The organism is Brevundimonas sp. Br13, assembly GCF_055391505.1.
Genome location: NZ_AP044008.1, coordinates 942,684 through 966,584, shown reverse-complemented (window position 1 = coordinate 966,584; position 23,901 = coordinate 942,684). Strand labels below are relative to the sequence as shown.

The 23,901-nt window shown below is 67.1% G+C and carries 21 protein-coding genes, 1 tRNA gene, 1 pseudogene and 1 riboswitch; of the genes and pseudogenes, 10 read left to right on the top strand and 13 right to left on the bottom strand.

Annotated elements, in window-relative coordinates; translation table 11 throughout:
- Positions 1-8: 8 nt before the first annotated feature.
- Positions 9-854, bottom strand: a complete 846-nt coding sequence (locus ACZ5M6_RS04725; RefSeq protein ID WP_464159800.1) for a ribokinase — start codon at positions 852-854, stop codon at positions 9-11.
- Positions 851-1,816, bottom strand: a complete 966-nt coding sequence (locus ACZ5M6_RS04720; protein WP_464159799.1) for a nucleoside hydrolase — start codon at positions 1,814-1,816, stop codon at positions 851-853. Before ACZ5M6_RS04720 ends, ACZ5M6_RS04725 begins: the two co-directional genes overlap by 4 nt.
- Before the next feature lie 127 nt (positions 1,817-1,943).
- A riboswitch (TPP riboswitch) is annotated at positions 1,944-2,053 on the top strand.
- A 58-nt stretch (positions 2,054-2,111) separates the two neighbouring features.
- Between ACZ5M6_RS04720 and thiC the strand changes: the two genes are divergently transcribed.
- Positions 2,112-4,127: a phosphomethylpyrimidine synthase ThiC gene (thiC, locus tag ACZ5M6_RS04715; RefSeq protein ID WP_464159798.1), complete on the top strand. Its 2,016-nt coding sequence runs from the start codon at positions 2,112-2,114 to the stop codon at positions 4,125-4,127.
- Here the strand turns inward: thiC and ACZ5M6_RS04710 are convergent.
- Positions 4,124-4,801: a HEPN domain-containing protein gene (locus ACZ5M6_RS04710; protein WP_464159797.1), complete on the bottom strand. Its 678-nt coding sequence runs from the start codon at positions 4,799-4,801 to the stop codon at positions 4,124-4,126. The two genes, thiC and ACZ5M6_RS04710, sit on opposite strands and share 4 nt — an antisense overlap.
- 2 nt (positions 4,802-4,803) lie before the next feature.
- Positions 4,804-5,997 (bottom strand): GmrSD restriction endonuclease domain-containing protein, encoded by a 1,194-nt coding sequence (locus ACZ5M6_RS04705; RefSeq protein WP_464159796.1) that lies wholly within the window; start codon positions 5,995-5,997, stop codon positions 4,804-4,806.
- A 495-nt stretch (positions 5,998-6,492) separates the two neighbouring features.
- Here ACZ5M6_RS04705 and ACZ5M6_RS04700 point away from each other — a divergent pair, with 495 nt between their 5' ends.
- The 5 genes and pseudogenes from ACZ5M6_RS04700 to ACZ5M6_RS04680 form a co-directional block, all read left to right on the top strand.
- Positions 6,493-6,669, top strand: coding sequence for a hypothetical protein (locus tag ACZ5M6_RS04700; protein WP_152949469.1), 177 nt, complete (start codon positions 6,493-6,495; stop codon positions 6,667-6,669).
- 4 nt (positions 6,670-6,673) lie between these two features.
- On the top strand, positions 6,674-7,183 hold the full coding sequence (locus ACZ5M6_RS04695; protein ID WP_464159795.1) for a hypothetical protein: 510 nt from the start codon (positions 6,674-6,676) through the stop codon (positions 7,181-7,183).
- 230 nt (positions 7,184-7,413) lie between these two features.
- Complete coding sequence (locus ACZ5M6_RS04690) at positions 7,414-8,352, top strand: hypothetical protein (RefSeq protein WP_464159794.1); 939 nt, start codon at positions 7,414-7,416, stop codon at positions 8,350-8,352.
- A gap of 59 nt (positions 8,353-8,411) precedes the next feature.
- Positions 8,412-9,842: a metalloprotease TldD gene (gene tldD / locus ACZ5M6_RS04685; RefSeq protein WP_464159793.1), complete on the top strand. Its 1,431-nt coding sequence runs from the start codon at positions 8,412-8,414 to the stop codon at positions 9,840-9,842.
- Between the two features lie 18 nt (positions 9,843-9,860).
- Positions 9,861-10,211, top strand: a pseudogene (locus ACZ5M6_RS04680) (hypothetical protein); the annotation flags it as partial.
- Positions 10,212-10,225: 14 nt separating this feature from the next.
- Here ACZ5M6_RS04680 and ACZ5M6_RS04675 read toward each other — a convergent pair.
- A complete protein-coding gene (locus tag ACZ5M6_RS04675; RefSeq protein ID WP_464159792.1) occupies positions 10,226-11,197 on the bottom strand; it encodes a TraB/GumN family protein in 972 nt (323 codons plus the stop codon).
- A 144-nt stretch (positions 11,198-11,341) separates the two neighbouring features.
- On the opposite strand from ACZ5M6_RS04675, the gene ACZ5M6_RS04670 reads away from it, so the two are divergent.
- A complete protein-coding gene (locus ACZ5M6_RS04670) occupies positions 11,342-13,414 on the top strand; it encodes a TonB-dependent receptor plug domain-containing protein (protein WP_464159791.1) in 2,073 nt (690 codons plus the stop codon).
- Between the two features lie 70 nt (positions 13,415-13,484).
- Here ACZ5M6_RS04670 and ACZ5M6_RS04665 read toward each other — a convergent pair whose 3' ends face one another.
- Positions 13,485-15,248: a peptide MFS transporter gene (locus ACZ5M6_RS04665; RefSeq protein ID WP_054764683.1), complete on the bottom strand. Its 1,764-nt coding sequence runs from the start codon at positions 15,246-15,248 to the stop codon at positions 13,485-13,487.
- 271 nt (positions 15,249-15,519) lie between these two features.
- On the opposite strand from ACZ5M6_RS04665, the gene ACZ5M6_RS04660 reads away from it, so the two are divergent.
- Entirely contained in the window at positions 15,520-16,656 is a 1,137-nt protein-coding gene (locus ACZ5M6_RS04660; protein WP_464159790.1) for an N-acetyltransferase, read from the top strand.
- 457 nt (positions 16,657-17,113) lie between these two features.
- Here ACZ5M6_RS04660 and mscL read toward each other — a convergent pair whose 3' ends face one another.
- The 7 genes from mscL to aroA form a co-directional block, all read right to left on the bottom strand.
- On the bottom strand, positions 17,114-17,530 hold the full coding sequence (mscL, locus tag ACZ5M6_RS04655) for a large-conductance mechanosensitive channel protein MscL (RefSeq protein WP_182714923.1): 417 nt from the start codon (positions 17,528-17,530) through the stop codon (positions 17,114-17,116).
- A gap of 23 nt (positions 17,531-17,553) precedes the next feature.
- Positions 17,554-17,844 (bottom strand): integration host factor subunit beta, encoded by a 291-nt coding sequence (locus ACZ5M6_RS04650; protein WP_054766822.1) that lies wholly within the window; start codon positions 17,842-17,844, stop codon positions 17,554-17,556.
- Positions 17,845-18,418: 574 nt separating this feature from the next.
- A complete protein-coding gene (rpsA, locus tag ACZ5M6_RS04645; protein WP_054764680.1) occupies positions 18,419-20,122 on the bottom strand; it encodes a 30S ribosomal protein S1 in 1,704 nt (567 codons plus the stop codon).
- 157 nt (positions 20,123-20,279) lie between these two features.
- Positions 20,280-20,924 (bottom strand): (d)CMP kinase, encoded by a 645-nt coding sequence (cmk, locus tag ACZ5M6_RS04640; RefSeq protein WP_464159789.1) that lies wholly within the window; start codon positions 20,922-20,924, stop codon positions 20,280-20,282.
- Complete coding sequence (locus ACZ5M6_RS04635) at positions 20,924-21,232, bottom strand: addiction module antidote protein (protein ID WP_152949458.1); 309 nt, start codon at positions 21,230-21,232, stop codon at positions 20,924-20,926. Before ACZ5M6_RS04635 ends, cmk begins: the two co-directional genes overlap by 1 nt.
- Positions 21,225-21,515 (bottom strand): type II toxin-antitoxin system RelE/ParE family toxin, encoded by a 291-nt coding sequence (locus tag ACZ5M6_RS04630; protein ID WP_227976039.1) that lies wholly within the window; start codon positions 21,513-21,515, stop codon positions 21,225-21,227. The genes ACZ5M6_RS04635 and ACZ5M6_RS04630 overlap by 8 nt, the downstream gene beginning before the upstream one ends.
- A gap of 37 nt (positions 21,516-21,552) precedes the next feature.
- A complete protein-coding gene (gene aroA, locus ACZ5M6_RS04625; protein WP_464159788.1) occupies positions 21,553-22,875 on the bottom strand; it encodes a 3-phosphoshikimate 1-carboxyvinyltransferase in 1,323 nt (440 codons plus the stop codon).
- Between the two features lie 124 nt (positions 22,876-22,999).
- On the opposite strand from aroA, the gene ACZ5M6_RS04620 reads away from it, so the two are divergent.
- Both ACZ5M6_RS04620 and ACZ5M6_RS04615 read left to right on the top strand, forming a co-directional pair.
- Complete coding sequence (locus ACZ5M6_RS04620; protein WP_054766821.1) at positions 23,000-23,461, top strand: TIGR02300 family protein; 462 nt, start codon at positions 23,000-23,002, stop codon at positions 23,459-23,461.
- A 221-nt stretch (positions 23,462-23,682) separates the two neighbouring features.
- Positions 23,683-23,758: transfer RNA gene (locus ACZ5M6_RS04615), tRNA-Ala, on the top strand.
- Positions 23,759-23,901 lie beyond the last annotated feature (143 nt).

Genomic DNA, 23,901 nt, shown 5'->3' with positions numbered 1-23,901 from the left:
CGCCCCCCTCACCCTCCCAGCAGCGCCTCGACCTGATCCCGTTCCGGCGCCGACGGCTGGGCCCCCGGCCGCGTCGCCGCAAAGGCCCCGGCCGCGCAGGCGAAGCGCAGCGCCTGCGCGGGCTCCATCCCCTCCAGCAGGGCCACGGTGATGGCGGCGACGAAGGCGTCGCCCGCGCCCGTCGCATCCACCGCCTGGACGGCGGGCGGCTCGGCCCAGGCCGTCTGAACGCCGCGCTGATACATCACCGCCCCGCGAGCGCCCTGGGTCACCACCACCCGGCCGCCGCCCCGGTGCAGGGCCTCGCCATAAAAGGCGGCCTCGGTCTCATTGACCACTATCAGGTCGGCGCGGCGCAGCAGGGCCTCCGAAACGGGCTGGGCGGGCGCCAGATTGGCGCAGACGAAGCCGGTCGCCCGACCGACCGCCGCCTCCACCGTCTCGATCGGCAGCTCCAGCTGCACGATCAGGGCGCCCTCGATCCGCTGGGGCAGCTGTTCGGGCGTGACCAGATGATTGGCCCCGGCCGCCACCACGATCTGGTTCTCGCCGGTCGGATCGACGGCGATCAGGGCGACGCCCGTGGGCGCCGCCACATCGACCTCCACCCCCGCCAGATCGACGCCAAGCTCGGACATCAGGGCCAGGGCCTCGCCGGCCATGGCGTCGTTTCCGACCCGGCCGATCAGGCTGACCTCGGCGCCCAGTTTCTCGGCCGCATAGGCCTGGTTGGCGCCCTTGCCGCCCGGATAGCGGGCGAGCGCCGCCCCCGTCACCGTCTCGCCCGGCGCCGGCAGCCGGGGCGCCGTCGCCACCAGGTCCAGATTGATCGAGCCGACGACGGTGATCCTCATCCCCCGCGCGCCCCTTCAGCGCCCTTCAGGGTTTCGGCGATCAGGTCGAACACCCCTTGAGCGTCCGCCGCGACCGCCCAGCGATGGCGGGCCGTCTCCGGATCGACCCGGAACTCCACCGCCGTATGGCCGCGCGTCAGGTCCGATCCGGTCTCGACCTCGATCCGGCAGGGCTTCAGGCTGAACAGGTCGGGCTTCATCAGCCAGGCGATCGGACAGGGGTCGTGCAGGGGGGCGCCCCAGTCCGGGCTGGGCCAGCCGACCAGGGTCCGTTCAGTCCTCTGGGAAAAGCGCAGCAGGGCGGCCGTGGTGCGGGCCGGTTCGGTGCGGATCGTCTCTATGGCGCGGATGCGGGCCTCGGTGGCCCGCACCTGATGCGTCGCGTCCAGGCCGAAGGCGATCACCTGACAGCCCGAGCCGAAGACCACGGCCGCCGCATCCGGGTCGGCCCAGATGTTGAACTCGGCGGAAGCCGTGATGTTGCCGCCCTCCGACCGCGCCCCGCCCATGACCACGACCGGCCCCAGGTGTTCGGCCAGCCGCCGTTCGCGCTTCATCGCCAGGGCCAGATTGGTCATCGGCCCCAGGACGGCGATCGCCACCGATCCGGCGGGCCGTTTCATCACCAGGTCGACGATGGCGTTGGCGGCCGGGCCGTCGCCGATGATGCCGTGAGGCTCGAACGGCTCCAGGTCGCCCAGCCCCTCCGCCCCGTGGAACTCGCCGGCGCCGGCGGGCGGGCGTTTCAGCGGCCGTTCGGCCCCGCCATAGACGGGCACGTCCTCGCGACCGGCGATCTGGCGCAGCATGCGCGCATTGCGCTGGGTCAGATGGGCGGGGACGTTGCCGCCGACGGTGGTGACGGCCAGCAGCTCCAGCTCGGGGGCGGCGAAGGCCAGGAAGAGCGCTGCGGCGTCATCCACGCCGGGGTCGCAGTCGATGATCAGGGATTGGACAGTCACCCCCGTGGTTTGGCCGCCCGAACGCCGGGGGGCAAGTCCGTTTCATGGCTAAGCCTGTGGGAAGGGGCGTCTTTTTCCGGCGCCGCCCGCCCGGCTTGACGTCCGCCTCCCCCGGCGTCACCCTGAGCCTCGTTCTCCGGGGTGTCGCAATCGAGCGGCTGAGATAGAGGTTCCTCCTCTGACCCGTCGAACCTGATCCGGGTCATGCCGGCGAAGGGATGAGTACGCTTTAGGTCCATGCGCCACAGGACCCTCGCGCCCGACGTCGGCGGACCTCAAACCGTTTGAGGCCGCCATGAACATCCAAGTCACCCCGCCCGCCCTGCCCGAAGAGCCGAATGTGGATCTGGCCCTGGCCGAGGCGCGCAAGGCGGTCGAGGCTGAGACCGGCCGTATCCCGACCGGCGAACGGGCCGGGTCGCGCAAGGTCTATGTCCAGGGCGTCCTCTATCCGGATATCCGCGTCCCCTTCCGCGAGATCGCCCTGCACCCGTCGGCGAACGAGCCGCCGGTCACCGTCTATGACTCCTCGGGCCCCTATACCGACCCGAACGTCACGATCGACATCAAGAAGGGCCTGCCGCATGTGAAGACCAGCTGGCAGCTGGACCGCGGCGACATCGCCCCCGTCCTGAACCCGCGCGAGGTCAAGCCCGAGGACAACGGCCATGCCTCGGGCCGCCACCTGGCCCCCCGCTTCGACACCTCCAACCACCGCGTCTTCAAGGGCGTGCCCGGCCGCCCCGTCACCCAGTACGAATACGCCAAGGCCGGGATCATCACGCCCGAGATGGAATATGTGGCGATCCGGGAGAATCTGCGGCGGGAGGCAGTGGCGAGTGGCGAGTGGCGAGTGGCGAGCGAGGGACAGGCCATCACCCTGGCCGACGGTTCGACCGTGCCGCTTCCCGCATCGACCTCGCCACTCGCCACTCGCCACTCGCCACTGGAGCGCGACGGCGAAGCCTTCGGCGCCAGCATCCCCGACTATGTGACGCCCGAGTTCGTGCGCTCCGAGATCGCCCGCGGCCGCGCCATCATCCCGCACAACATCAACCACCCCGAGGTCGAGCCGATGATCATCGGCCGGAACTTCCTGGTGAAGATCAACGCCAACATCGGCAACAGCGCGGTCCTGTCCTCCGTGGACGACGAGGTCGACAAGCTGGTCTGGGCCACCCGCTGGGGCGCGGACAACGTCATGGACCTGTCGACGGGCCGCAACATCCACAACATCCGCGACTGGATCATCAGGAACTCGTCCGTCCCGATCGGCACCGTGCCCATCTATCAGGCGCTGGAGAAGGTGGGCGGCATAGCCGAGGACCTGACCTGGGAGGTGTTCCGCGACACATTGATCGAACAGGCGGAACAGGGCGTCGACTATTTCACCATCCACGCCGGGGTGCGCCTGCCCTTCGTGCCGATGACGGCGAAGCGGGTGACGGGCATCGTCTCGCGCGGCGGCTCCATCATGGCCAAATGGTGCCTGGCCCACCACAGGGAGAGCTTCCTGTATGAGCATTTCGAAGACATCTGCGACATCATGCGGGCCTATGACGTCAGCTTCAGCCTGGGCGACGGCCTGCGCCCCGGCTCGATCGCCGACGCCAATGACGAGGCCCAGTTCGCCGAGCTGCGGACGCTCGGCGAACTGACCCAGATCGCCTGGTCCAAGGGCTGCCAGGTGATGATCGAAGGCCCCGGCCATGTGCCGATGCACAAGATCAAACAGAATATGGACGAGCAGCTGAAGCACTGCCACGAGGCGCCCTTCTATACGCTGGGGCCGCTGACCACCGACATCGCGCCGGGCTATGACCACATCACCTCGGCCATCGGGGCGGCCATGATCGGCTGGTTCGGCACGGCCATGCTCTGCTACGTCACGCCCAAGGAGCATCTGGGCCTGCCGGACCGTCAGGACGTCAAGGACGGCGTCATCACCTATAAGATCGCCGCCCACGCCGCCGACCTGGCCAAGGGCCACCCCGCCGCCCGGCTGCACGACGACGCCCTGAGCCGCGCCCGGTTCGAGTTCCGCTGGGAGGACCAGTTCAACTTAGGCCTGGACCCCGAAACCGCCCGCAAGTTTCACGACGCCACCCTGCCCAAGGAGGCCCACAAGACCGCCCACTTCTGCTCCATGTGCGGCCCGAAGTTCTGCTCGATGAAGATCAGCCAGGACATCCGGGATGCGGCGGCGGCGCAGAATGACGCGGGGGCGAGCCTGGCGGAGGCCGAGGCCGGGATGGCGGAGATGAGCGCGAAGTTCCGGGCCGGGGGCGGGGTGGTGGAGGTGAAGGTCTAGGTGGCTGCAGCGGCCCCGGCTAAGGCCACGGTCGCCGGAACTGTTGTCTTGCAGACACTCAACATCGCCTGACGTAGCTCGTCGCAGCCCTTCATGATGAGATCTACTCGTGTCTTCAAATCTGTCAGATTTGGTACCGCCTGAATTTTCAGCGTGTCGTGAGCGATGCTTCCCCGAGCAGCACCCATCTGTGTCATCTCGGCAAGCCAGACTGAATCAAGCGCGCCAAGATCCACGCCGAGAGGACGGAACATACGAATGATGTTCTCTTCTTTGATCCCGTGATTTGAAGCAATAATTTGGTGTCCTTGCTTGCCGCAAAGGTTGACCCATTCTAACTTACTTTTTGGTTTTTGGGTGCGCGCCGCAGATAGACGATCTTCATCAGAGATCGCCTGATCGCCAAAAACGTCGTGCATGCCGGCAACGAGACTAAAAAGAACTCCGTTTGCTACGTTTTTGTCCCTAAGCAAGCCCTTGGAATACTCGATACCGTCCTTAGCGACATCTTCGACGTACGCTTCAATTTCCGCGTGAAACAACACGCAATAGGCTCGGATTTCGTCTGGTGAGGGGCTACCGAAAACCTGTGCAGCAACATCCCATTGAAGGAACTGCCGCCGAAGCGACAGCTCCCTTTTTTCCAAGGCCCTGAAGCGCGATAGCTTGAGCATGCTCATCCCAGCGGCGACGCTACCGTCTCACCGCCAATCGCTTGCAGCAGGCCAGTTCGCCACGTGTTCATGCGGTAGCGTGTGGCGTCAAGGGATTTCGTGGTGAGCCTGACGTGCTCCCCGAACAGGTTGTCGGACACGCACAACTCTTTGAACTTGTCCTCAACCGCTTTGGGATTGGCCAACGCCCGCTCCCTAGTGGGCAGGTCTGCGAGGTAGAACAACATCACGTCAAACAGGGCCCGATTGAACCGGGTCTCGTATTCGTCGCCCAACCAGAACCGGAATGCGCCTCTATCTCCAAAAATAGTCCGAACGGCCGCAACTGCCTGTTCGAATTTCACAGATTCCTCGACGACAGCATTTTGCCCGTTGTCGTCCCAGCGGCTGGTCCAGTATTTTACAGTCTCATCTAGAAATTGCTTCAAATTGCCTTGGTAATCAGAAAGCCTAGTTCGGAACGCTAAATAACGGAGAAGAAGTTCGGCATCCCTCATGCGAAAATCTGGGACCCGCCCCGAGAAAATAAACGAAAGAGCGTCGCTCTTCGCACAATAATCATCGATGTATTTTAGGAAATCGCCAGGATGTAGAGCCTGTCTAAGCTCTTGCGCTGCAAGCTTGACGCTGCCGGTATTGAGGCGAAGGAAAATCTGATAAAGAACATCTTCGTCCTTTACGCCGCGAATTACGTTCGTGCGAACGGACTGATTTTCGAGCGCTACCATGTATGGCGTCGACGAGAGAGCATCGCAGCCCATCCCCTTGATGGATTTGATTATCGGCGGCTCGCGCAGCTTAAACGGCTTAAATCCGGATGGATCGTTCTTCCCGGCGAAAAACTGCATCATGGACAGCAGTCTTTGCTTCCCATCGATAACAACGAACCTGCCCTTCTTGCCCGGAAGCTCGGCGAGGACGATTGGCGGCACCGGAATCCCAAGAATCAGAGATTCTATGTAGTTAGTTTTCCGGTTCCGATCCCAAGCGTCTCGCCTCTGAAAGTCTGGGTTCACATCAATGATACCACGGCGGACTTGATCAATGATTGTGGAGACCGTCCAATCCGTTTGGATGATCGTGGTGTTATTGAATTTTTCCTGATCGACGTCGGCGTCTTCAATGCCCTCCGCTTGGCCATCGACTTCTTCAAATTGCGGCTCGTTCGAGCCGCCCTCGCGGGTTGTGTCTAGCATTGGGTCGCTCCTTCCCTTTGGCTTCGCATCACACGGGAAAGCTGTCTAGAGGCGAGATCACGTGACGCTTGGGGAGTAACCATGCTCGACGAGTCTTCGTTCAGCTCGTTCGAGTTCGGTCTCAGACTTGCGCGAAAGGGTGAGGGTCGGACCTCGCCGGAGACGCACGACCCTCACTTTTTCGGCTGGCGCATCGCTACGCTTTGCGGTCTCCAAGCCCTCTCCCAACGGGAGAGGGACGGCACCGCTGGCGTCTGCCATCCGCCCAGGAAAACGCGAGCTTAGCCTCTCCTTTCGTCATCCTCCGGCAAGCCGCGTCTTCGCGGCGCAGACCGGGGGACCCAGCGGCCTGCGCGAGCAGGACCCTGTCGCGGACTCGGTGTTCAACGTCGGTGCGGCGGATGGATTTCGCCTTCGGCGCCGCTGGGTCCCCCGGTTCCGCTACGCGGCCCGGAGGATGACGAAAGGAAGGGAACTGTTAGATTGGGGACCGAAATGAGCAGCATCTTCGACCGCGAAACCACCCTGAAGGCCCTGCGCGACGCCGCCCGGATCGCGCGCGAAGGCACGCGCGAGGAGAAGTCTGGCAAGTTCCTGCCGCCGCCCGGCTGGAAGGGGCGTCTGGTCACGGCCGCAGACGTTCCGGCCGCGCCGAAGAAGAAGCGGGCCTGACCCCGTGATATCGCTCGCTCTCGCCTTCGCGCTCGCCGCAGTCGCCCCACAGCAACCCGCCGACCCACTGGGTCCGGCGCGCGAGGGCCGGCTGCAGTGCCATTCGCCAGATGCGGCGCGAAAGACCTGCGGCGCCATCGCGACTTACAGCTTTGCGGCGGACGGGACGATTTCGAACCAAGCCGAGGTGATGCTGAATCCCTCGCCGCTCATCGTCATGCGGGACCAAACCCCCGTTGTCGTCCGCGACGGCGCAGTCTGCGGGCCGTTAACCGGCCTTGAGGGCGCCGTCTTCACAATCGACGGCCAGCCGGCCGACCCCCAGACGGCAGAGATGCTCCGGGGTCAGCTGAGCGCCGCCTTCGCCCAGCTGGGGACGGAAGTCTGCACCCGCTATACGCCCCAGGGCGAGGGCTGGCTGGCCGAGGCCTTCATCGACGGCCGCCCCCGCCCCGACCTGAATCAGCCGGTGATCTGGGTCTCCCCCACGGACGGCTATTCCGTCCGGCCATAGGTTCAGGGGTTCGCGGCCCATGCCCACGTTGGGGGTCCCCCGGTTCCGCTGCGCGGCCCGGAGGATGACGAAAGGAGGGTGCGAAGCCCCCTGCCCCCACCCCTTCCCCCACACCGCCCTCTGATTCCCCACGGCTTTTCGGCGCTTCCCGACAATCGACCCATCACCCCTTTCCCCCGACCTCATACTGAGGCGGCTCCGCATCGGGGCGGATCGGTCGGGAGGGACGGATGGACGCGACGGCAGGCGGCTGGGGCCAGGACGGGGACGGGGATTGGGGCGCGGAGGGGATGGCGGAGCCGGGCGCCGAGCGGGCCTGGGACGATGAACCCCTGAACGACCGGCCCCTGTATGACGGGCGGCGGGTGCGCGATCCCTATCAGAGGGGCGGGGGTTACAGCCGGATATCGGAGGACCGGTGGGATGCGATCCAGCGGGCCTATGCGGCGGGCGAGCCGGGGGCCTCGGTCTGTCGGCGGTTCGGCCTGGCGCGCTCGACCCTTTACGCCCGCGCCCGCGACGAGGGGTGGCTGCGCCAGGATCAGGATCAGGCCGACCCCCTGGACTATGGGTTCGAGGCGGACGGGGCGGACGCGCCCGTGGACCTGGAGGCCGAGACGGCGGCGGGCCTGTGCGACTACGGCCTGTTGGCGGGCCACGCCCGGGTGCGGATGCAGCGGGCGATCCTGGCGGGCCGGGGGGTGGAGGCCGGGCGCTGGATGCGGCTGCACGCCCAGCTGACGGCCATGGCCCAGGCGGAAGAGGCGATGAAGGCGGCGGCGAAGGCGCAGGCTGAGGCCCAGACTCCGAGTCCGCCGTCGGCCGAGGCCGCCCCGGCCCCCGCGCCCAAACCGGCCGCGCCCCAACCGCCCGCGCCCAAGCGCCGCTCCGGCCCCAAACCCCTGTCGGACTGCGATCGGTTTGAGGTGCTGGAACGCCAGATGAAGGCCCTGACGGACCTGGAGCGGTCCTTCGCCGGCCTGGACCTGAGCAATCCCGTCTATCGCCGCCTGCTGGAAAAGGCGGTGAAGGCGGTCGTCCTGATGGGGCCCGATCCGGTCGATCCGGCGCCGGACCAACCGGACCAACCGGACACATCGGACACATCGGACACATCGGACACATCGGACACATCGGACAGTGTTTTTTCCACGCCCGTCCCCTCCTGACGGTTCCGATCCGGTCCTGAACAGGTGACGAGGGGCGCTTCAGCCCCTACCTAGGCGTCATGACCCTTCATGCCGCCCCGCCGCCCCTCCTCGACGCCGCCGGCGTTTCGACCGACGACGCCCTGTCGATCCTGAAGTCCGCCTTAGCCGGGGCGGACGACGGGGAGCTGTTCCTGGAACGCTCCGAGAGCGAGAGCCTGGTGTTCGACGACGGGCGGCTGAAATCGGCCGCCTATGACGCCACCGAGGGGTTCGGCCTGCGGGTCGTGGCGGGCGAGACCGCCGGCTACGCCCACGCCAATGAGATTTCGGCCGCCGCCCTGGGCCGCGCCGCCGACAGCGCCGCCCTGGCCAAGGCGGGGCATGAGGCCCGCGTCGCCGAGGGGCCGCGCGCCACCAATCAGAAACTGTATGCCGAGGTCGATCCCCTGGCCTCGCCGGCCTTCTCGGACAAGATCGCCCTGTTGGCCGAGATCGACGCCTGGGCCCGGGCCCGCGATCCGCGCGTGGTCCAGGTCTCGGCCTCCCTGGTCGGCGAGCGGCGCGCGATCGAGATCCTGAGGGCCGACGACCGGGCGGTGCGCGACGTGCGGCCCCTGGTGCGGCTGAACGTCTCGGTGACGGTCGAGCAGAACGGCCGGCGCGAGAGCGCCTCCTCCGGCGCCGGGGGCCGGGCGGGCTTCGAGGCCTGGGTGGCGCCCGAACGCTGGCAGGCCCAGGTGGACGAGGCCCTGCGCCAGGCCCTGGTCAACCTCGACGCAGTCGACTGTCCGGCGGGCGAGATGGACGTGGTCCTGGGGGCCGGCTGGCCCGGCGTCCTGCTGCACGAGGCCATCGGCCACGGCTTCGAGGGCGATTTTCACCGCAAGGGCTCATCTGTCTTCAACGGCATGATGGGCAAACGGGTGGCGGCGCCGGGCGTGACCGTGGTCGATGACGGCTCCATCGCCGGGCGGCGCGGCTCCCTGTCGGTCGATGACGAGGGCACGCCCACGGGCCGCACCGTCCTGATCGAGGACGGGATCATGGTCGGGCTGATGCACGACCGGCTGTCGGCGCGTCAGCTGGGGGTCGCGGCCACCGGCAACGGCCGTCGCCAGTCCTTCGCCCACATGCCCATGCCGCGCATGACCAACACCTTCATGGAGGGGGGGCGGGATTCCAAGGCCGACATGATCGCCAGTACCAAGCGCGGCCTCTACGCCGCCAACTTCTCGGGCGGTCAGGTCGACATCACCAACGGCAAGTTCGTCTTCCAGTGCAATGAGGCCTATCTGATCGAGGACGGGGTGATCACCGCCCCCGTGCGCGGCGCCACATTGATCGGAGACGGGGCCACGGCCCTGACGAAGATCCAGATGATCGGCGACGACTTCGCCTTCGACCCCGGCGTCGGCGTCTGCGGCAAGGCCGGACAGGGCGTGCCCGTCGGCATCGGCCAGCCCAGCCTCAAGATCGGCGGCCTGACCGTCGGCGGAACGGCGGTCTAGGGGGCGGAACCGGATCGCGCGACCGTGAGTTTCCCCGCCACACAGGAGAGGAGACTTACCGTGGCAACCGAACGCACCATCAAACACCCCGACGGCCGGGTCGAGCGCGTCAGCGAAAACGACCGCGCCGACGCCCCCGTAATTGTCGAGCGCCGCAGCGGCGGCGGCGGCCTGGGCGGCGTCCTTGCCCTGGTCATCGGCCTGGCCCTGGTCCTGGTCATCGGCTGGTATCTGATGAACATGAACCGCAATGAGGCCATCGAGTCCAACGCCGTGGCCGGCGCCGCCGAAAGCGTCGGAAACGCCGCCGACAACATCGGCGAGGCCGCCCGCGACACCGTGCCCGAGCGTCCGACGACCGCCCAATAAGTTATTGATATTGCCTATGAAATAGGACTTGTGCTTGGGGCCTCGGCCGGCGGCTGCGGCCGCCAGTCGGGGCCCAGAGGCTCCAGCCCCTGGGCCTCCAGCCGGTCCAACAGGCCGCCGGGCTGGGCCAGCAGCCGCAGCGGGGCGATGGCGACCGTGGTCCCGCCCTCGGCCAGGGCCTGGTCCACCGCCTGGCCCCACAGGGCCTCCAGCGCCGGCCCCTGGCCCATCACCACCCAGTAGGAGCAGGCGCTGACGGCCTGATCCAGGGGCGAGGCCAGTACCTCGGCGACGCGGCGCCGGCGCCAGGCCTCGGCCCGCCGCTCGCCCTCCGCCTCGCCCAGCTCGGCCGCCGTCACCGCCCGCGCCATACAGTCCAGGTACCGCTCGGGCGGGGTGGTCAGCACCCGGTCGATGATCTCATCCCCCCGCAGGGTGCCGACCGGCTCGGCCGGCTTGCGGTTGGTCCGCGCCGCCCGCCGCACCACGTCCGAGACCGGCCGCTCGCGCCGGGCGTAGCCGCCCCGCTCCATCAGCTCGGCTGACAGCAGCAGCAGGCTGGTGCGGCTGGGCCCCTCGCCCGTGACCGCCTCCAGCCGCGCCTCCAGCTCCGCCGGCAGATAGTCGGCCGTGGTCCGGCCCTCGGGCAGGCGGGTCAGGGTCCGCGCCCGCCAGATGACTCGCCCCAGATCGGCCAGGGACGCCCGCCCCTGCACCGGGAACAGCACCCGATCCGCCCGCTCCACCGCCGTCGTCAGGGCCTCGGTCCGCCAATCCATGTCGCGCGACAGGCCGTCGATCGACCCGACCAGGATCAGGGTCGCGTCCCCGCGCCGGATCTCCCACATCGGCCCCTCGATCCGACGGGCGGTGACGACGATGTCCTCCACCGCATCGGCCGGCGGGTCCGCCTCCTGGGCTGTCGCCGGCCGGCTCGCGCCTGCGGCAAGCAGAATAGAAAAGAGAACAGTGCGGATAAAGTTCATGACTTCACTGTATTCGGCGCCCTTTCAGTTTCTTAATGAAATGTCTGTAATGATGGCCGCGATTTAATCCACCTTTCCGCCTTGTAACTGGAGATGAACGTCGGCTGACGGCACACCCATCGACAACATTCGAGGGGAAGACCGATGACGAAGACCTTGCTGCTGGCCAGCACCGCCCTGTTCCTGTCGGCCGCATCGGCCTTCGCCGGGGACGAACGCCAGGTGGCCCAGGCGCCCGTGCCGACCGGCCCGGCGGGCCAGGCGCCCCTGGCCGACGCGACCCAGCGCGGCGTCCTGATCTTCACGCCCGACTTCTTCGCGGCCCAGCGCCCGAATACGGCGCTCGACATGGTCAATCGCGTGCCAGGCTTCGAGGTCGACGACGGGTCGGGGGCGCGGGGCTTCGAAGGGGCGGTCGGCAATGTGCTGATCAACAACGCCCGCCCCGCCTCCAAGAACGACTCCGGTTCGAATGTGCTCAGCCGCACCCCGGCGCGCCAGGTGGAACGGATCGAGCTGATCCGCGGCGGGGCCCCCGGCATCGACATGCAGGGCTTTTCGGTGGTGGTGAACGTCATCCTGAAGACCGAGGCCAGCCGCCAGTCCATCCTGACCTGGAACACGACCCAGTTCGAAGGCTCGGGTCAGGATCTCTACGGCGGCAGCTATCAGTTCACCGCCCGCGACGGGGACCGCAGCTGGGGCGTGACCCTGTCCGACGGCATAAGCATGAGCGATTCCAACGGCCCCGGTCGAACCGTCCGCCGCAACGCCGCGGGCGATGTGCTGCGCGACGAGGTTACCGACACCGACGGCTACGGCGGCGGCAATTCGATCCGCGGGACCTACGCCGGCCCGATTGCAGGCGGCAAGGTCGACCTGTCCGCCCGCTATGGGATCAATGACTGGAACGGCGTCTACACCAGCCGTTCCGCGACCGCCTTCCGCCAAAGCCTCGACCAGGAGGACAACAAGAGCGGCGAGTTCGGCGTCACCTGGGAGCGGCCGCTGAACGACCGGTTCAAGCTGGAAACCCGCCTGATGCATGAGTTCGGCAGCTGGGACGGGGTCTCGACCTACAACGTCCTCAGCAACGGTCAGGACGCCCCGGAAGAGCGGTTCGTCTATTCGGGCGAGCGGTCCGAGACCATCCTGCGCGCCCTGATCCGCCACGAACGCTCGCCCAAGCTGACGATCGAGACCGGCGGCGAGGTGGCCTACAACATGCGCCAGACCGACCAGGCCTATAGCGTGGGCGGGGCGCCGGTGACCCTGCCCAGCGCCTCGGTCAAGGTCGAGGAGACGCGCGGCGAGGCCTTCTCCAAGGGCACCTGGCGGCTGCATCCCGACCTGACGCTGGAGGCGGGTCTGCGGCTGGAGGCCTCGACCATCAGCCAGTCGGGCGACGCCGATCAGGAGAAGAGCTTCTTCTTCGCCAAGCCCCGTTTCATGGCCACCTGGACGCCGATGCCGAACAACCAGCTGCGCTTCCGCTTCGAGCGCGAACTGGGCCAGCTCGACTTCTCCGACTTCGCCGCCTCGGCCGATCTGGAGGACGAGAACGTCTATGGCGGCAACGTCGATCTGGAGCCGGAGCAGCGCTGGATCACGGAACTGACCTATGAGCGCCGCTTCTGGGGCGAGGGCGTGGTCTCCATCGGCTATCGCCACGACGAGATCATCGACGCCATCGACCGCATCCCCCTGGCTGGCGGCCTGTCGGCGGTGGGCAATATCGGCGAGGGGACGCTGGACCGGCTGTCGCTGAACGTGACCTTGCCGCTGGACAAGCTGGGCGTCTCAGGCGCCCGCTTCACCTTCAGGAACGACTGGAACAAGACCGAGGTCACCGATCCGACCACGGGCGAAAAGCGGCCCATCTCCGGCGTTCGCCCGACCCAGGCCAATGTCGGCATCGAGCAGGACCTCACCCGCCTGAAGCTGCAGTGGGGGGTGACGTGGCTGCCCTATCTGGGTCAGCCCAGCTATTCGCCCGATCAGGTCTCGCGCTGGCGCGGAACCGACTATTTCGAGCTGTTCGCCGAATACAAGCCCAGCCCGACCCTGGCGATCCGGGCCCAGCTGAACCTGTGGGACGACTTCACCCAAAGCCGCACCGTCTTCGCCGACCGCGACACCCGCGCAGTGGCCTTCGTCGAGGACAGCGTCGTCGACCCGCGCACCTTCGCCTCCATCCGGGTACGCAAGACCTTCTGAGGCGGCTGACGCCAACGAAAAGCCCCGGCGGATCGCTCCGCCGGGGCTTCTTGCGTCGAACAGGCAGACTTTAGTGGATCCCGGCCATGCCCTTCTTGAGCAGGGGCGACATCAGCAGCAGGAAGACGCCGACGCCGACGCCCGTCCAGCCGATGGTGCCGAAGATCGACCCATAGGTCTGAAGCGCCAGCTCGGGGCTGGTGACGACGCCGGCGACGGTGTCGGTCGCCGTCGCCTTGGCGATGATGCCGGCGACGATATGGGCGACAGAGCTGGACAGGAACCAGACGCCCATCATCATCCCGACCACCCGCGCCACCGACAATTTGGTGATCATCGACAGGCCGACCGGCGACAGGCACAGCTCGCCGATCGTGTGGAAGAAGTAGGTCAGGAACAGGAAGATCAGCGGCACCCGGAAGGCGTCGTTGGCCTGGGTCGCGGCAGCCCAGGTCAGCACCAGGAAGCCCAGACCGACGAAGACCAGGCCGAAGGAGAATTTGACCGGGGTCGAAGGCTCCAGCTTGCGCTTGGCCAGCCAGACCCAGAGGGCGGCGATGATCGGCCCGCCCAGCACGATGATGCCGGGGTTGAAGGTCTGGGTCATGGCGGCGTTGAACCATGACGGCATCTGGGTGGACTGGTCTGCGAACAGGGTCAGGGACGACCCTGCCTGTTCGAACAGGGCCCAGAACAGGACCGAGAAGAAGATCAGCACCTGGGCGACCAGCATGCGCGACCGCTCGGCGCCCTTGAGCCGGAAGACCGTGAAGCCCACCACGGCGGCGAAGATGACGCCCGCGATCCACGGCAGGGCCGTCTCGATGATCTCGTGGCGCTGCATCAGCAGCCAGGTCGGGATGACGGCGACGATGCCGGCGATCCAGAAGAAAGGCACCAGCGGCACGCCCAGGATGGAACGGCCCTGAACGGGGACCGGCGGCGCGCCGCGGCCTTCGAGCCAGGACTGGCCCAGGACGAAGGTCAGCAGGCCGAACAGCATGCCGATGCCGGCCAGGCCGAAGCCGTAGGCCCAGCCGTATTTGATGCCCAGATAGGAGCAGGCGATGGTCGCCAGGAAGGAACCGAGGTTGATCCCCACGTAGAAGATGGTGAAGCCGCCGTCGCGCCGGGGGTCGTTCTCTTCATAGAGAGCGCCGACGACGGTTGAGATGTTGGCTTTCAGGAAGCCGACGCCCACGATGATCAGGGACAGGGCCAGGAAAAGAACCGGCTCGCCGAGCGCCAGATCCCGCGTGGTCTCCAGCGTATAGGCGCCGGTCGCGGTGAAGGCGGGGAAGCCGGCCTTGGCGGCGGCCTCGGGCGCGGCTGCGGTCGCCGGATCCAGCGCTCCGGTCGGCTGGGCGTTGATCGCCGCTCCCGTGGCGACGGCCGCCACATCGGAGGCGTTGGCGGCGGAGGGCTCGGCGCCCACGGCGGAGACGCCTTCGGGCGATATGGCGACCTGGACCCGTTCATCGCCGTTGACGGCGAAGATGCGGCGGTTCTGGTCGCGGCCCTCGACCTGCAGCTCATAGGTGGTGTCACCGATGGTCAGGCGCTCGCGACCGCCCGTGCCTTCGAAGGCCATGGTGAAGTGACCCAGGACCAGCAGAACGGCGCCGATGATGACGGCCTTGCGCGATCCGAGATAGCGGTCGGCGATCAGGCCGCCGAGGACCGGCATCAGATAAACGAGGGCGGCGTAGGCGGCGTAGATGCCTTGAGCCTCGGCCGGGCCGAACAGGAAGTGCTGGGTCAGATAGAGGACCAGCAGGGCCCGCATGCCATAGTAGGAAAAACGCTCCCACATTTCCGTGAAGAACAGGATCACCAGCCCCCGCGGGTGCCCCAGGAAAGTCTTACGAGGCGCGAGCGCCCCCCCATCCGTCACTGTCAACGGCTCACTCCCAACTGCCGCGCCTCAACGGGGCGCGCGAAAGGCGCATACCCAGCACAGGGAGCAAACCCGAACAAGAGTTAAGGTTATGCGCCCCCTCGCCGCACCCGGCGATGCGCCGAACTGGCGCCCGATATGCAGAGGTTCCCGCATCCCGCCGCCGGGGCGCCAATATGGCCCGGTCGAGGACGGGAGGGAGTGTTGAATGGCTGTGCGGCCGATCCGCCGATCCGACTATGCGGCGCTGAACGCCCTGCACCGCCAGGTCGGCTGGCCCGAGCGGTCCGAGGCGGGGTGGCGGTGGCTGGAGGCCAATCCGGCGCGACGGGACCTGGACGCCCCGACCGGCTGGGTCGTCGTCGATGAGGCCGATGCGCCCCAGGCCATGCTGGGCAATCTGGTCCAGAGGTTTCGGCGCGGCCCCGAGGTTCTTTACGCCGCCACCGGTTTTTCCATCATCGTTCCGCCCGAACGACGGGGCGCCAGCCGGCCCCTGATCAGGGCCATATTGGCCCAGTCGGGCCTGTTCGCCTGCTACACCCTGAACGCCAACGCCCGGTCGGCGCCGCTCTATCCCCTGTTCGGCTTCAAGCCGGCGCCGGCCCAGACCCACGCCCTGAAGCTGGCCTGGAGGGTCGATCCCCTGACCTGTGCGAAGGGCCGGCTGCTGCGCGGACTGCTGGGCGGAGTGTCGGCGGAGACGGCCCGGCGGTTGGGCGACCGGCTGATGAACCGCCGCCTGTTCAAACCCCGCCGCCTGAAGCTGCCGGACGGGGTCCGGGTGCTGACCGACCTGGGCGAGGGTTCGCCCTATGCCGACTTCTGGCGGGCCCTGGTCGCCGAGGGCCGGCTGATCGCCGACCGCAGCCCCGAGATCATGGCCTGGCGCATGAGCGACCCCGACATGACCCTGGCGCCTGTGGTTCTGGGCCTTTTTCACCGGGACCGGCTGCAAGGCGTCGCCCTGGCCCACATGAACAAGACCCGTCTGATCGATCCGCCCTGTCTGGACATCCTGGATCTGGCGGCGCTGGACGGGGCGGACGACGCGATCGAAATCCTGGCCCGGACCCTGATCGACAATGCGCGGGGCCTGGGCGCGGCCAAGGTCAGGCTGCAGGTGACGACGCCCCTGATGCTGGAGCGTCTGGGGCCGCTGGCCGCAAAGGCCCGGCGCGAGGGCGGATGGGGCCACGGCCACGCCGTCTTCCGCGATCCCGTCTCCGCCGAGGAATGGAGCCCCACCCCGTTCGACGGGGACTACGCCGTCTGCCTGCGCCCCGTGCCGGCGCCCCGCCGGTCGTCGATCAGGCGCGAAATCGAGCGAGACGCCGCCGTCTGAGCCGACCGGTCTTGCTCCGGGGCGGGCCGGCGATCGGACACGAAAAAAGGTGTCCGATGTGTCCGATCTGTCCGACGCCCTTTGATTTTGCTGAAGAATAGTCCGCCGTGGACCGGACAGTCCGTCGGCGAACGGTCGCGCCGTCCTTTGCGATGTCGAATACCGAAACGCCAGTCTAGGCGCTGCGGAAGGACCGACGGCCGATTGGGCGGCTCGATCCGCAAGGCGTTGAAAAATCGATCTCTTTACGCCCTGACCTATAGCGACGTCGGCGCGAAGGCGAGGCGCGGACCGGGTCGCGGCGTCGTTCAGCGATCAGGCTCTAGAGCATGATCGTTTCGGACGGAACCGCTTCGCGGTTCCGACAGAAGCGTGAATCATGCTCTCGCTTTAATCTGGAGCCTGATTCACGGCTTCAGTGGAATCGCGAAGCGATTCCACTTCAACCGATCAGGCTCTAGGGCCGGGCCTTCAGCGTGTCGCGGATCTCGGTCAGCAGGGCCTCGGTCGGGGTCGGGGCCGAGGGCGCCGGATCCGGCTTGGCGGCTTCCTGGCGGCGCAGGCTGTTGATCCCCTTGACCAGCAGGAAGACGACGAAGGCCACGATCAGGAACTGGATCACCGTATTGGCGAAGGCGCCGTATTGGATCGCCACCTTCTCGACCGCTTCGGTCGCCGGGTTTTCAGGCCGCAGCACCCATTCCAGCTCGGAAAAATCGACCCCGCCGGTCAGCAGGCCGATCGGGGGCATCACCACCTGATCCACCAGGCTTTTGACGATGCCGTTGAAGGCGGCGCCGATGATGACGCCGACCGCCAGATCGACGACGTTACCCTTGATCGCGAACTCGCGGAACTCGGACAGAAGGCTCATGCGGGGTCTTTCGGTCTTTAGGCTTAGGCGTCCCCAGAAGCGTTCAGACGTTCGCGCAGTTCCTTGCCGCTCTTGAAGAAGGGCACGGCCTTGGCGGGAACGTCCACGGTCTCGCCGGTGCGGGGATTGCGACCGACGCGGGCCGGTCGCGAACGGACGGAAAAGGCCCCGAAGCCGCGCAGTTCGACCCGGCCGCCGTCGGCCAGGGCGCCGGTCATTTCGCCCAGGATGACGTTGACCAGCCGCTCCACCTCCGCATGGGTCAGGTGGGTGTTTTCCGCCGCAAGCTTCTCGATCAGCTCGGATTTGATCATCAGGGCCCCTGCCAGCTCATGATCGGCAGGCCGCGCCCGCCGATGATCCACTGTACGGCACCCTAACCGCCGCCCGCCCCTCTAAAAAGCCCCTATCGGGCCGCGAGCCCTCGGATTTGCATGAATTATGTCCGGTTCCGGTCATTGGCCGCCGCCGCACAGGAAAAAGGCGGCGGGATCGCTCCCGCCGCCTTGGTCTTTTTTGGTCGCTATCGCGAAGCGCGCGGCGCTCCGCTGCTTGAGCGAGGTCCGCTATCGCGAAGCGCGCGGCGCTCCGCTGCTTGAGCGAGGTCCGCTATCGCGAAGCGCGCGGCGCTCCGCTGCTTGAGCGAGGTCCGCTATCGCGAAGCGCGCGGCGCTCCGCTGCTTGAGCGAGGTCCGCTATCGCGAAGCGCGCGGCGCTCCGCTGCTTGAGCGAGGTCCGCTATCGCGAAGCGCGCGGCGCTCCGCTGCTTGAGCGAGGTCCGCTATCGCGAAGCGCGCGGCGCTCCGCTGCTTGAGCGAGGTCCGCTATCGCGAAGCGCGCGGCGCTCCGCTGCTTGAGCGAAGCGCCTGACGCCTTGCGGCGAGCGCCTTACTCCTTGGAGCCGGCGTTCTTCAGCGCGGCGCCCAGGATGTCGCCCAGGGAAGCGCCCGAGTCGGACGAGCCGAACTGTTCGATGGCTTCCTGTTCGTCCTTCATTTCCAGCGCCTTGATCGAGACCGAGATGCGGCGCGAGGCCTTGTCCACGGCGGTGATCATGGCGTCGGCGCGGTCGCCGACGGCGAAGCGTTCCGGACGTTGCTCGTTGCGGTCGCGCGACAGGTCCGACTTGCGGATGAAGGCGGTGACCGGGGCGTCGTCTTCACCGAACTTGACCTCGATGCCGCCCGACTCGATCGCCGTCACGGTGACGGTGATCTGCTGGCCGCGACGGTACGCATCGCCCTCGCCGATCGGATCGCCGCCCAGCTGCTTGATGCCCAGCGAGACGCGTTCCTTCTCGACGTCGACGTCCAGGACCTTGGCCTTGACCATCTCGCCCTTGCGGTAACGCTGGATGGCTTCTTCACCCGAGACCGACCAGTCGAGGTCGGACAGGTGGACCATGCCGTCGATGTCGTTGTCCAGGCCGATGAACAGGCCGAATTCGGTGGCGTTCTTGACCTCGCCCTCGACGGTCGAGCCGATCGGGTGGTTGGCGACGAAGGCGTCCCACGGATTGTCCTGAGCCTGTTTCAGGCCCAGCGAGATGCGGCGCTTGGAGGCGTCGACGTCCAGGACGACCACGTCCACTTCCTGAGAGGTGGAGACGATCTTGCCCGGATGGACGTTCTTCTTGGTCCAGGACATTTCCGAGACGTGCACCAGGCCCTCGACCCCGGCTTCCAGCTCCACGAAGGCGCCGTAGTCGGTGATGTTGGTGATGCGGCCCGTGTATTTGGCGCCGACCGGATATTTGGCTTCCACGCCGTCCCAGGGGTCCGACTGCAGCTGCTTCATGCCCAGCGAGATACGTTGTGTGTCCGGGTTGATCTTGACGATCTGGACCTTGACGGTGTCGCCGACGGCGAGAACCTGCGACGGGTGCGAGACGCGCTTCCACGACATGTCGGTGACGTGCAGCAGGCCGTCGATGCCGCCCAGATCCACGAAGGCGCCGTAGTCGGTGATGTTCTTGACGACGCCGTCGCGGACTTCGCCCTCTTGCAGCTGGCCGACCAGCTCGGTGCGCTGTTCGGCGCGGGCCTCTTCCAGGATGGCGCGACGCGAGACGACGATATTGCCGCGCGGGCGGTCCATCTTCAGGATCTGGAACGGCTGTTCCTTGCCCATCAGCGGGCCGACGTCGCGGACCGGACGGATGTCGACCTGCGAGCCCGGCAGGAAGGCCGAGGCGCCGCCCAGGTCGACGGTGAAGCCGCCCTTGACGCGGCCGACGATGGCGCCGTTGACCGGATGACCTTCGGCGAACACGGCTTCCAGACGGGTCCAGGCTTCTTCGCGGCGGGCCTTGTCGCGGCTGATGACCGCCTCGCCCAGGGCGTTTTCGACGCGCTCCAGATAGACTTCGACATTGTCGCCGACCTTGGGCAGGGCGCCGTCTTCGCCCTGGCCGAATTCGCGCATGGCGATGCGGCCTTCGGTCTTCAGACCGACGTCGATGATGACGATGTCTTTTTCGATGCCGACGACGCGGCCGTGAACGACCTGGCCTTCGCCGAAGTCGCGGCCCGACAGTTGTTCGTCGAGCAGGGCGGCGAAATCGTCGCGGGTGGGGGTGAGGGTGTCAGTCATGGAGCTGAAAAGCGTTCCGTAGGGGCTGTGGCGCGCGACCGAACGGCCCCGCGCGAGGTGGACGTCAAAAAGGATAGGCAGGTCGTCAGGATGCGAGGCCGGATCGGTCAGAACGCCCGCGGAAGCCGAGGACGAAGCGTTGGATTTGCAAAACCGGTCAGAGACCGTGTTTCGCGCGCGCCGTCTCGACGATACGGCGGGCCGCATCGAAGGCGGCCTCTATATCCATATCGGTCGTGTCCAGCAAGACCGCGTCTTCGGCCTGGACCATGGGGGCCGCGCCCCGGCCGGCGTCGCGCGCGTCCCGACGCTGGATATCGGCCAGCATCTCTTCGAAGCCGATGTCGAAGCCGCGCGCCGTCAGCTGTCTCCAGCGGCGCGTCGCGCGCACCTGCGGCGTCGCGGTGACGAACAGTTTGGCGGGGGCGTCGGGCGCGATGACCGTGCCGATGTCGCGCCCGTCCAGAACCGCCCCGCCCGCCTGGGCCGCAAAGGCCTGCTGCAGGTCCAACAGGGCGGCGCGGACGCCGGGATGGCCCGCCACACGGCTGGCCGCCTCGCCCGCCTCGCCGGTCGTCAGACGGGGATCGTCGGACAGGGCGGCGGCGTCCAGGGACCGCGCAGCCTCGGTCGCGGCCGCCTCGTCATCGAGAGACCGGCCGGCCTCCAGCAGTTTGACGCCCACGGCGCGGTACAGCAGGCCCGTGTCCAGATGCGGCAGGCCATAGGTCCGCGCCAGACGCGCGGCGATGGTGCCCTTGCCCGAGGCGGCCGGGCCGTCGACGGCGATGATCAGGGACATCAGGCGGCGGAGTCCACGCGAACCGGGGCGAGGCGAAGACCCAGGGCCTGCATCACCTTGAAGATGGTCGAAAGCTCGGGCCGTCCTTCTTCGCTGAGGGCGCGATAGAGGGCGGTGCGCGACAGTTCGGCGTCGCGCGCCATCTGGGTCATGCCCTTGGCCCGAGCCACGACCCCCAGGGCGTTGGTGATGATGCGCGGGTCGCCGAGTTCGGCGGCTTCTTCGAACGAGGAGACCAGATACTCTTCCACCGCCTCAGGCGTGTTCAAATAACGGGCGGGATCGAATTCGATCAGGGGCTCAGTCATTTCGATACTCCTCAGCCAGCCGTTTCGCCTCGGCGATGTCGCGGTCCTGGCTCGACTTGTCGCCTCCCGCCAGCAGAATGACCCAGGCCTCGTTCTTCTTCATCGCATACAGACGATAGCCGGGTCCGTAGGCGATCCTCAGTTCGCTGACGCCCTCGCCGACAGGCTTTACATCGCCCCACTGACCGCGGGAAAGACGTTGTAGACGGGTCGTGATCCGAGCGACGGCCCTTTGATCGCGCAGCCTCAGCAGCCATCGATCAAACACCGGCGTGAACGTCAATCTTGTCGCCACATTGTCGTCTATAGGCGACATTTCGTCAAGCGATCCGCCCGCCCAGCCCGTTCATCATCTCGACAAAGCCCGGGAAGCTGGTGGCGATCATGCCCGGTTCGTCGACCGACACCGGCTGGTCGGCGGCCAGGCCCAGGACCAGATGGCTCATGGCGATGCGGTGGTCGTGGGCGGTGTGCACGGTCGCGCCGCCCGGGACCGACGGAGCGCCCGTGACGATGAAGCCCTCCGGCTCCTCCTCCACCTGGACGCCGCAGGCGCGCAGGCCCTCGACCATCAGCGAGATCCGGTCGCTTTCCTTGACCCGCATTTCGCCCACCCCGCGCATGACGGTGACGCCTTCCGCAAAGGCGGCCGTGGCGGCCAGGATCGGATATTCGTCGATCATCGAGGCGGCGCGGTCTTCGGGCACGACCACGCCCTTGAGCGCCGAATGCCGGGCGGTGACGTCGCCGACCGCTTCCCCGCCGGCCTCGCGCCGGTTCGATATCGTCAGGTCGGCGCCCATGTCGCGCCAGGCAGCGAACAGGCCGGTGCGGAGGGGATTCAGCATGACCCCCTCGACCGTCACCGCCGAACCCGGAACGATCAGGCCGGCGGCCAGGGGGAAGGCGGCGGACGACGGATCGCCCGGCACGGCGACGAAGGTTCCGGTCAGGGCCTGACCGCCCTTCAGGGTGACGACCCAGCCCTCGCCCCCAGACTCGTGAAGGTCTTGCACCCCGACTTCGGCGCCGAAGGCGCGCAGCATCCGCTCGGTGTGGTCGCGGCTCTTTTCCGGCTCGGTCACCGAGGTGACGCCCTGGGCGTTCAGTCCGGCCAGCAGTATGGCCGACTTGATCTGGGCCGAGGCCACGGTCTGCACATAGTCGATCGCCGTCAGCGTCCCGCCGGTCAGGGCGACCGGCAGCCGATCCTCGGCGGCCCGCCAGTCGAACCGGGCGCCCATGTCGGCCAGCGGGCCGGTGACGCGCTTCATCGGCCGCCTTCTCAGGGAGGCGTCGCCGTCGAAGGTCGCCGTCAGCGGATAGCCCGCCGCCGCCCCCATCAGCAGGCGAACACCGGTGCCGGCGTTGCCGCAGTCGATCACCGAGGCGGGCGTCTTGAAGCCCCCCGCCCCTTCGATCCGCCAGCGCCCCTCGCCGATCCGTTCGACCTTGGCGCCGAAGGCCTGGACCGCCCGGGCGGTGGCCAGGACGTCGTCGCCCTCCAAAAGGCCCTCGACCTCGGTCACGCCCGAGGCCATGCCGCCCAGGATCATCGAACGGTGGGACATGGACTTGTCGCCCGGCGCCCGCACCGTTCCGGCGAGAGCGTTCGAACGGCTGGCGGTCAGTTGGGACGGCATTTTCACCCGCTTCAGGCTGGCTTGTCGAAAGGGCCGCGCGGGCGGCGCGAAAGACAGCTTTTGACAGCGGCTCCGAGGGGTGGCAAGGGACCGCCCCGAATTCAACCCGTTGAAGGTTCCAAACGTGGCCAATCCCGAACTGGGCGCCAAACAGGTTTGCCCGAACTGCCAGGCTAAGTTCTACGACCTGAACCGCCGCCCCGCCCACTGCCCCAAATGCGGCACGGACTTCGATCCCGAAGAAGCCCTGAAGCTGCGCAGCCGCCGCGCCCGTCCCGGCTATCCGACCGACGACGAGGACGCCGAAGATCAGGTCAAGGACAAGGCGGCCGACGGCGAAGAGGACGAGGACGAAGAGATCCGCGCCCCGGAAATCGACGAGGAAGGCCACGAGCCGATCCTGACGCCTGACGACGACGACGATTCCCCCGCCGACGCCGCAGACGAGCCGGGCATGGGTTCGACCGACGGCGACGATGACGACCTGGGCGACGATGACGACGACTCGGTGCCCTTCATCGAGGACGAAGACGACGACGACCTGGACGACGAAATCGCCAAGCCGTCGCGCGACGACGACGACTGATCTTTTTTGTTGCGCCCGCCGTATTTCCCTTTAGGGAGACGCGGCGGGCGGACAGGCTTTCGGACCCTTGCGGTTTGAAATCTCTGCCCTTTTTCACACCTGGAACCGATGTGAAAATAAATGTCGAAACGGGCTTGATCCTAAAAAAGCTCTGACATAGGTTCCGCCGCCTCGCCGGGGGCCATCGCAAGATGAACCGGGCGAACCAGACCGCAAGGTCCGGGGCTTTAGCTCAGTTGGTAGAGCGCTTGCATGGCATGCAAGAGGTCAGCGGTTCGACTCCGCTAAGCTCCACCAGTTTCCAAGGGGCCGGCTGCGACGCAGCCGGCCCCTTTTAATTTTCCGGACCCTGATCGACTCCGCCCGCCGCCGCAAAGGCGTTTACCCTCAGTTGGTAAGTTGCGGCCTATGTTTCACCGAACGACGCTCAGAACGAGACG

Bases quoted from the DNA above. Each gene is read 5' to 3' on its own strand.
- ACZ5M6_RS04725 (WP_464159800.1), bottom strand. From the start codon at position 854: ATGAGGATCACCGTCGTCGGCTCGATCAATCTGGACCTGGTGGCGACG.
- thiC (WP_464159798.1), top strand. From the start codon at position 2,112: ATGAACATCCAAGTCACCCCGCCCGCCCTGCCCGAAGAGCCGAATGTG.
- ACZ5M6_RS04710 (WP_464159797.1), bottom strand. From the start codon at position 4,801: ATGCTCAAGCTATCGCGCTTCAGGGCCTTGGAAAAAAGGGAGCTGTCG.
- ACZ5M6_RS04705 (WP_464159796.1), bottom strand. From the start codon at position 5,997: ATGCTAGACACAACCCGCGAGGGCGGCTCGAACGAGCCGCAATTTGAA.
- ACZ5M6_RS04700 (WP_152949469.1), top strand. From the start codon at position 6,493: ATGAGCAGCATCTTCGACCGCGAAACCACCCTGAAGGCCCTGCGCGAC.
- ACZ5M6_RS04690 (WP_464159794.1), top strand. From the start codon at position 7,414: ATGGACGCGACGGCAGGCGGCTGGGGCCAGGACGGGGACGGGGATTGG.
- tldD (WP_464159793.1), top strand. From the start codon at position 8,412: ATGACCCTTCATGCCGCCCCGCCGCCCCTCCTCGACGCCGCCGGCGTT.
- ACZ5M6_RS04675 (WP_464159792.1), bottom strand. From the start codon at position 11,197: ATGAACTTTATCCGCACTGTTCTCTTTTCTATTCTGCTTGCCGCAGGC.
- ACZ5M6_RS04670 (WP_464159791.1), top strand. From the start codon at position 11,342: ATGACGAAGACCTTGCTGCTGGCCAGCACCGCCCTGTTCCTGTCGGCC.
- ACZ5M6_RS04660 (WP_464159790.1), top strand. From the start codon at position 15,520: ATGGCTGTGCGGCCGATCCGCCGATCCGACTATGCGGCGCTGAACGCC.
- mscL (WP_182714923.1), bottom strand. From the start codon at position 17,530: ATGAGCCTTCTGTCCGAGTTCCGCGAGTTCGCGATCAAGGGTAACGTC.
- ACZ5M6_RS04650 (WP_054766822.1), bottom strand. From the start codon at position 17,844: ATGATCAAATCCGAGCTGATCGAGAAGCTTGCGGCGGAAAACACCCAC.
- rpsA (WP_054764680.1), bottom strand. From the start codon at position 20,122: ATGACTGACACCCTCACCCCCACCCGCGACGATTTCGCCGCCCTGCTC.
- cmk (WP_464159789.1), bottom strand. From the start codon at position 20,924: ATGTCCCTGATCATCGCCGTCGACGGCCCGGCCGCCTCGGGCAAGGGC.
- ACZ5M6_RS04635 (WP_152949458.1), bottom strand. From the start codon at position 21,232: ATGACTGAGCCCCTGATCGAATTCGATCCCGCCCGTTATTTGAACACG.
- aroA (WP_464159788.1), bottom strand. From the start codon at position 22,875: ATGCCGTCCCAACTGACCGCCAGCCGTTCGAACGCTCTCGCCGGAACG.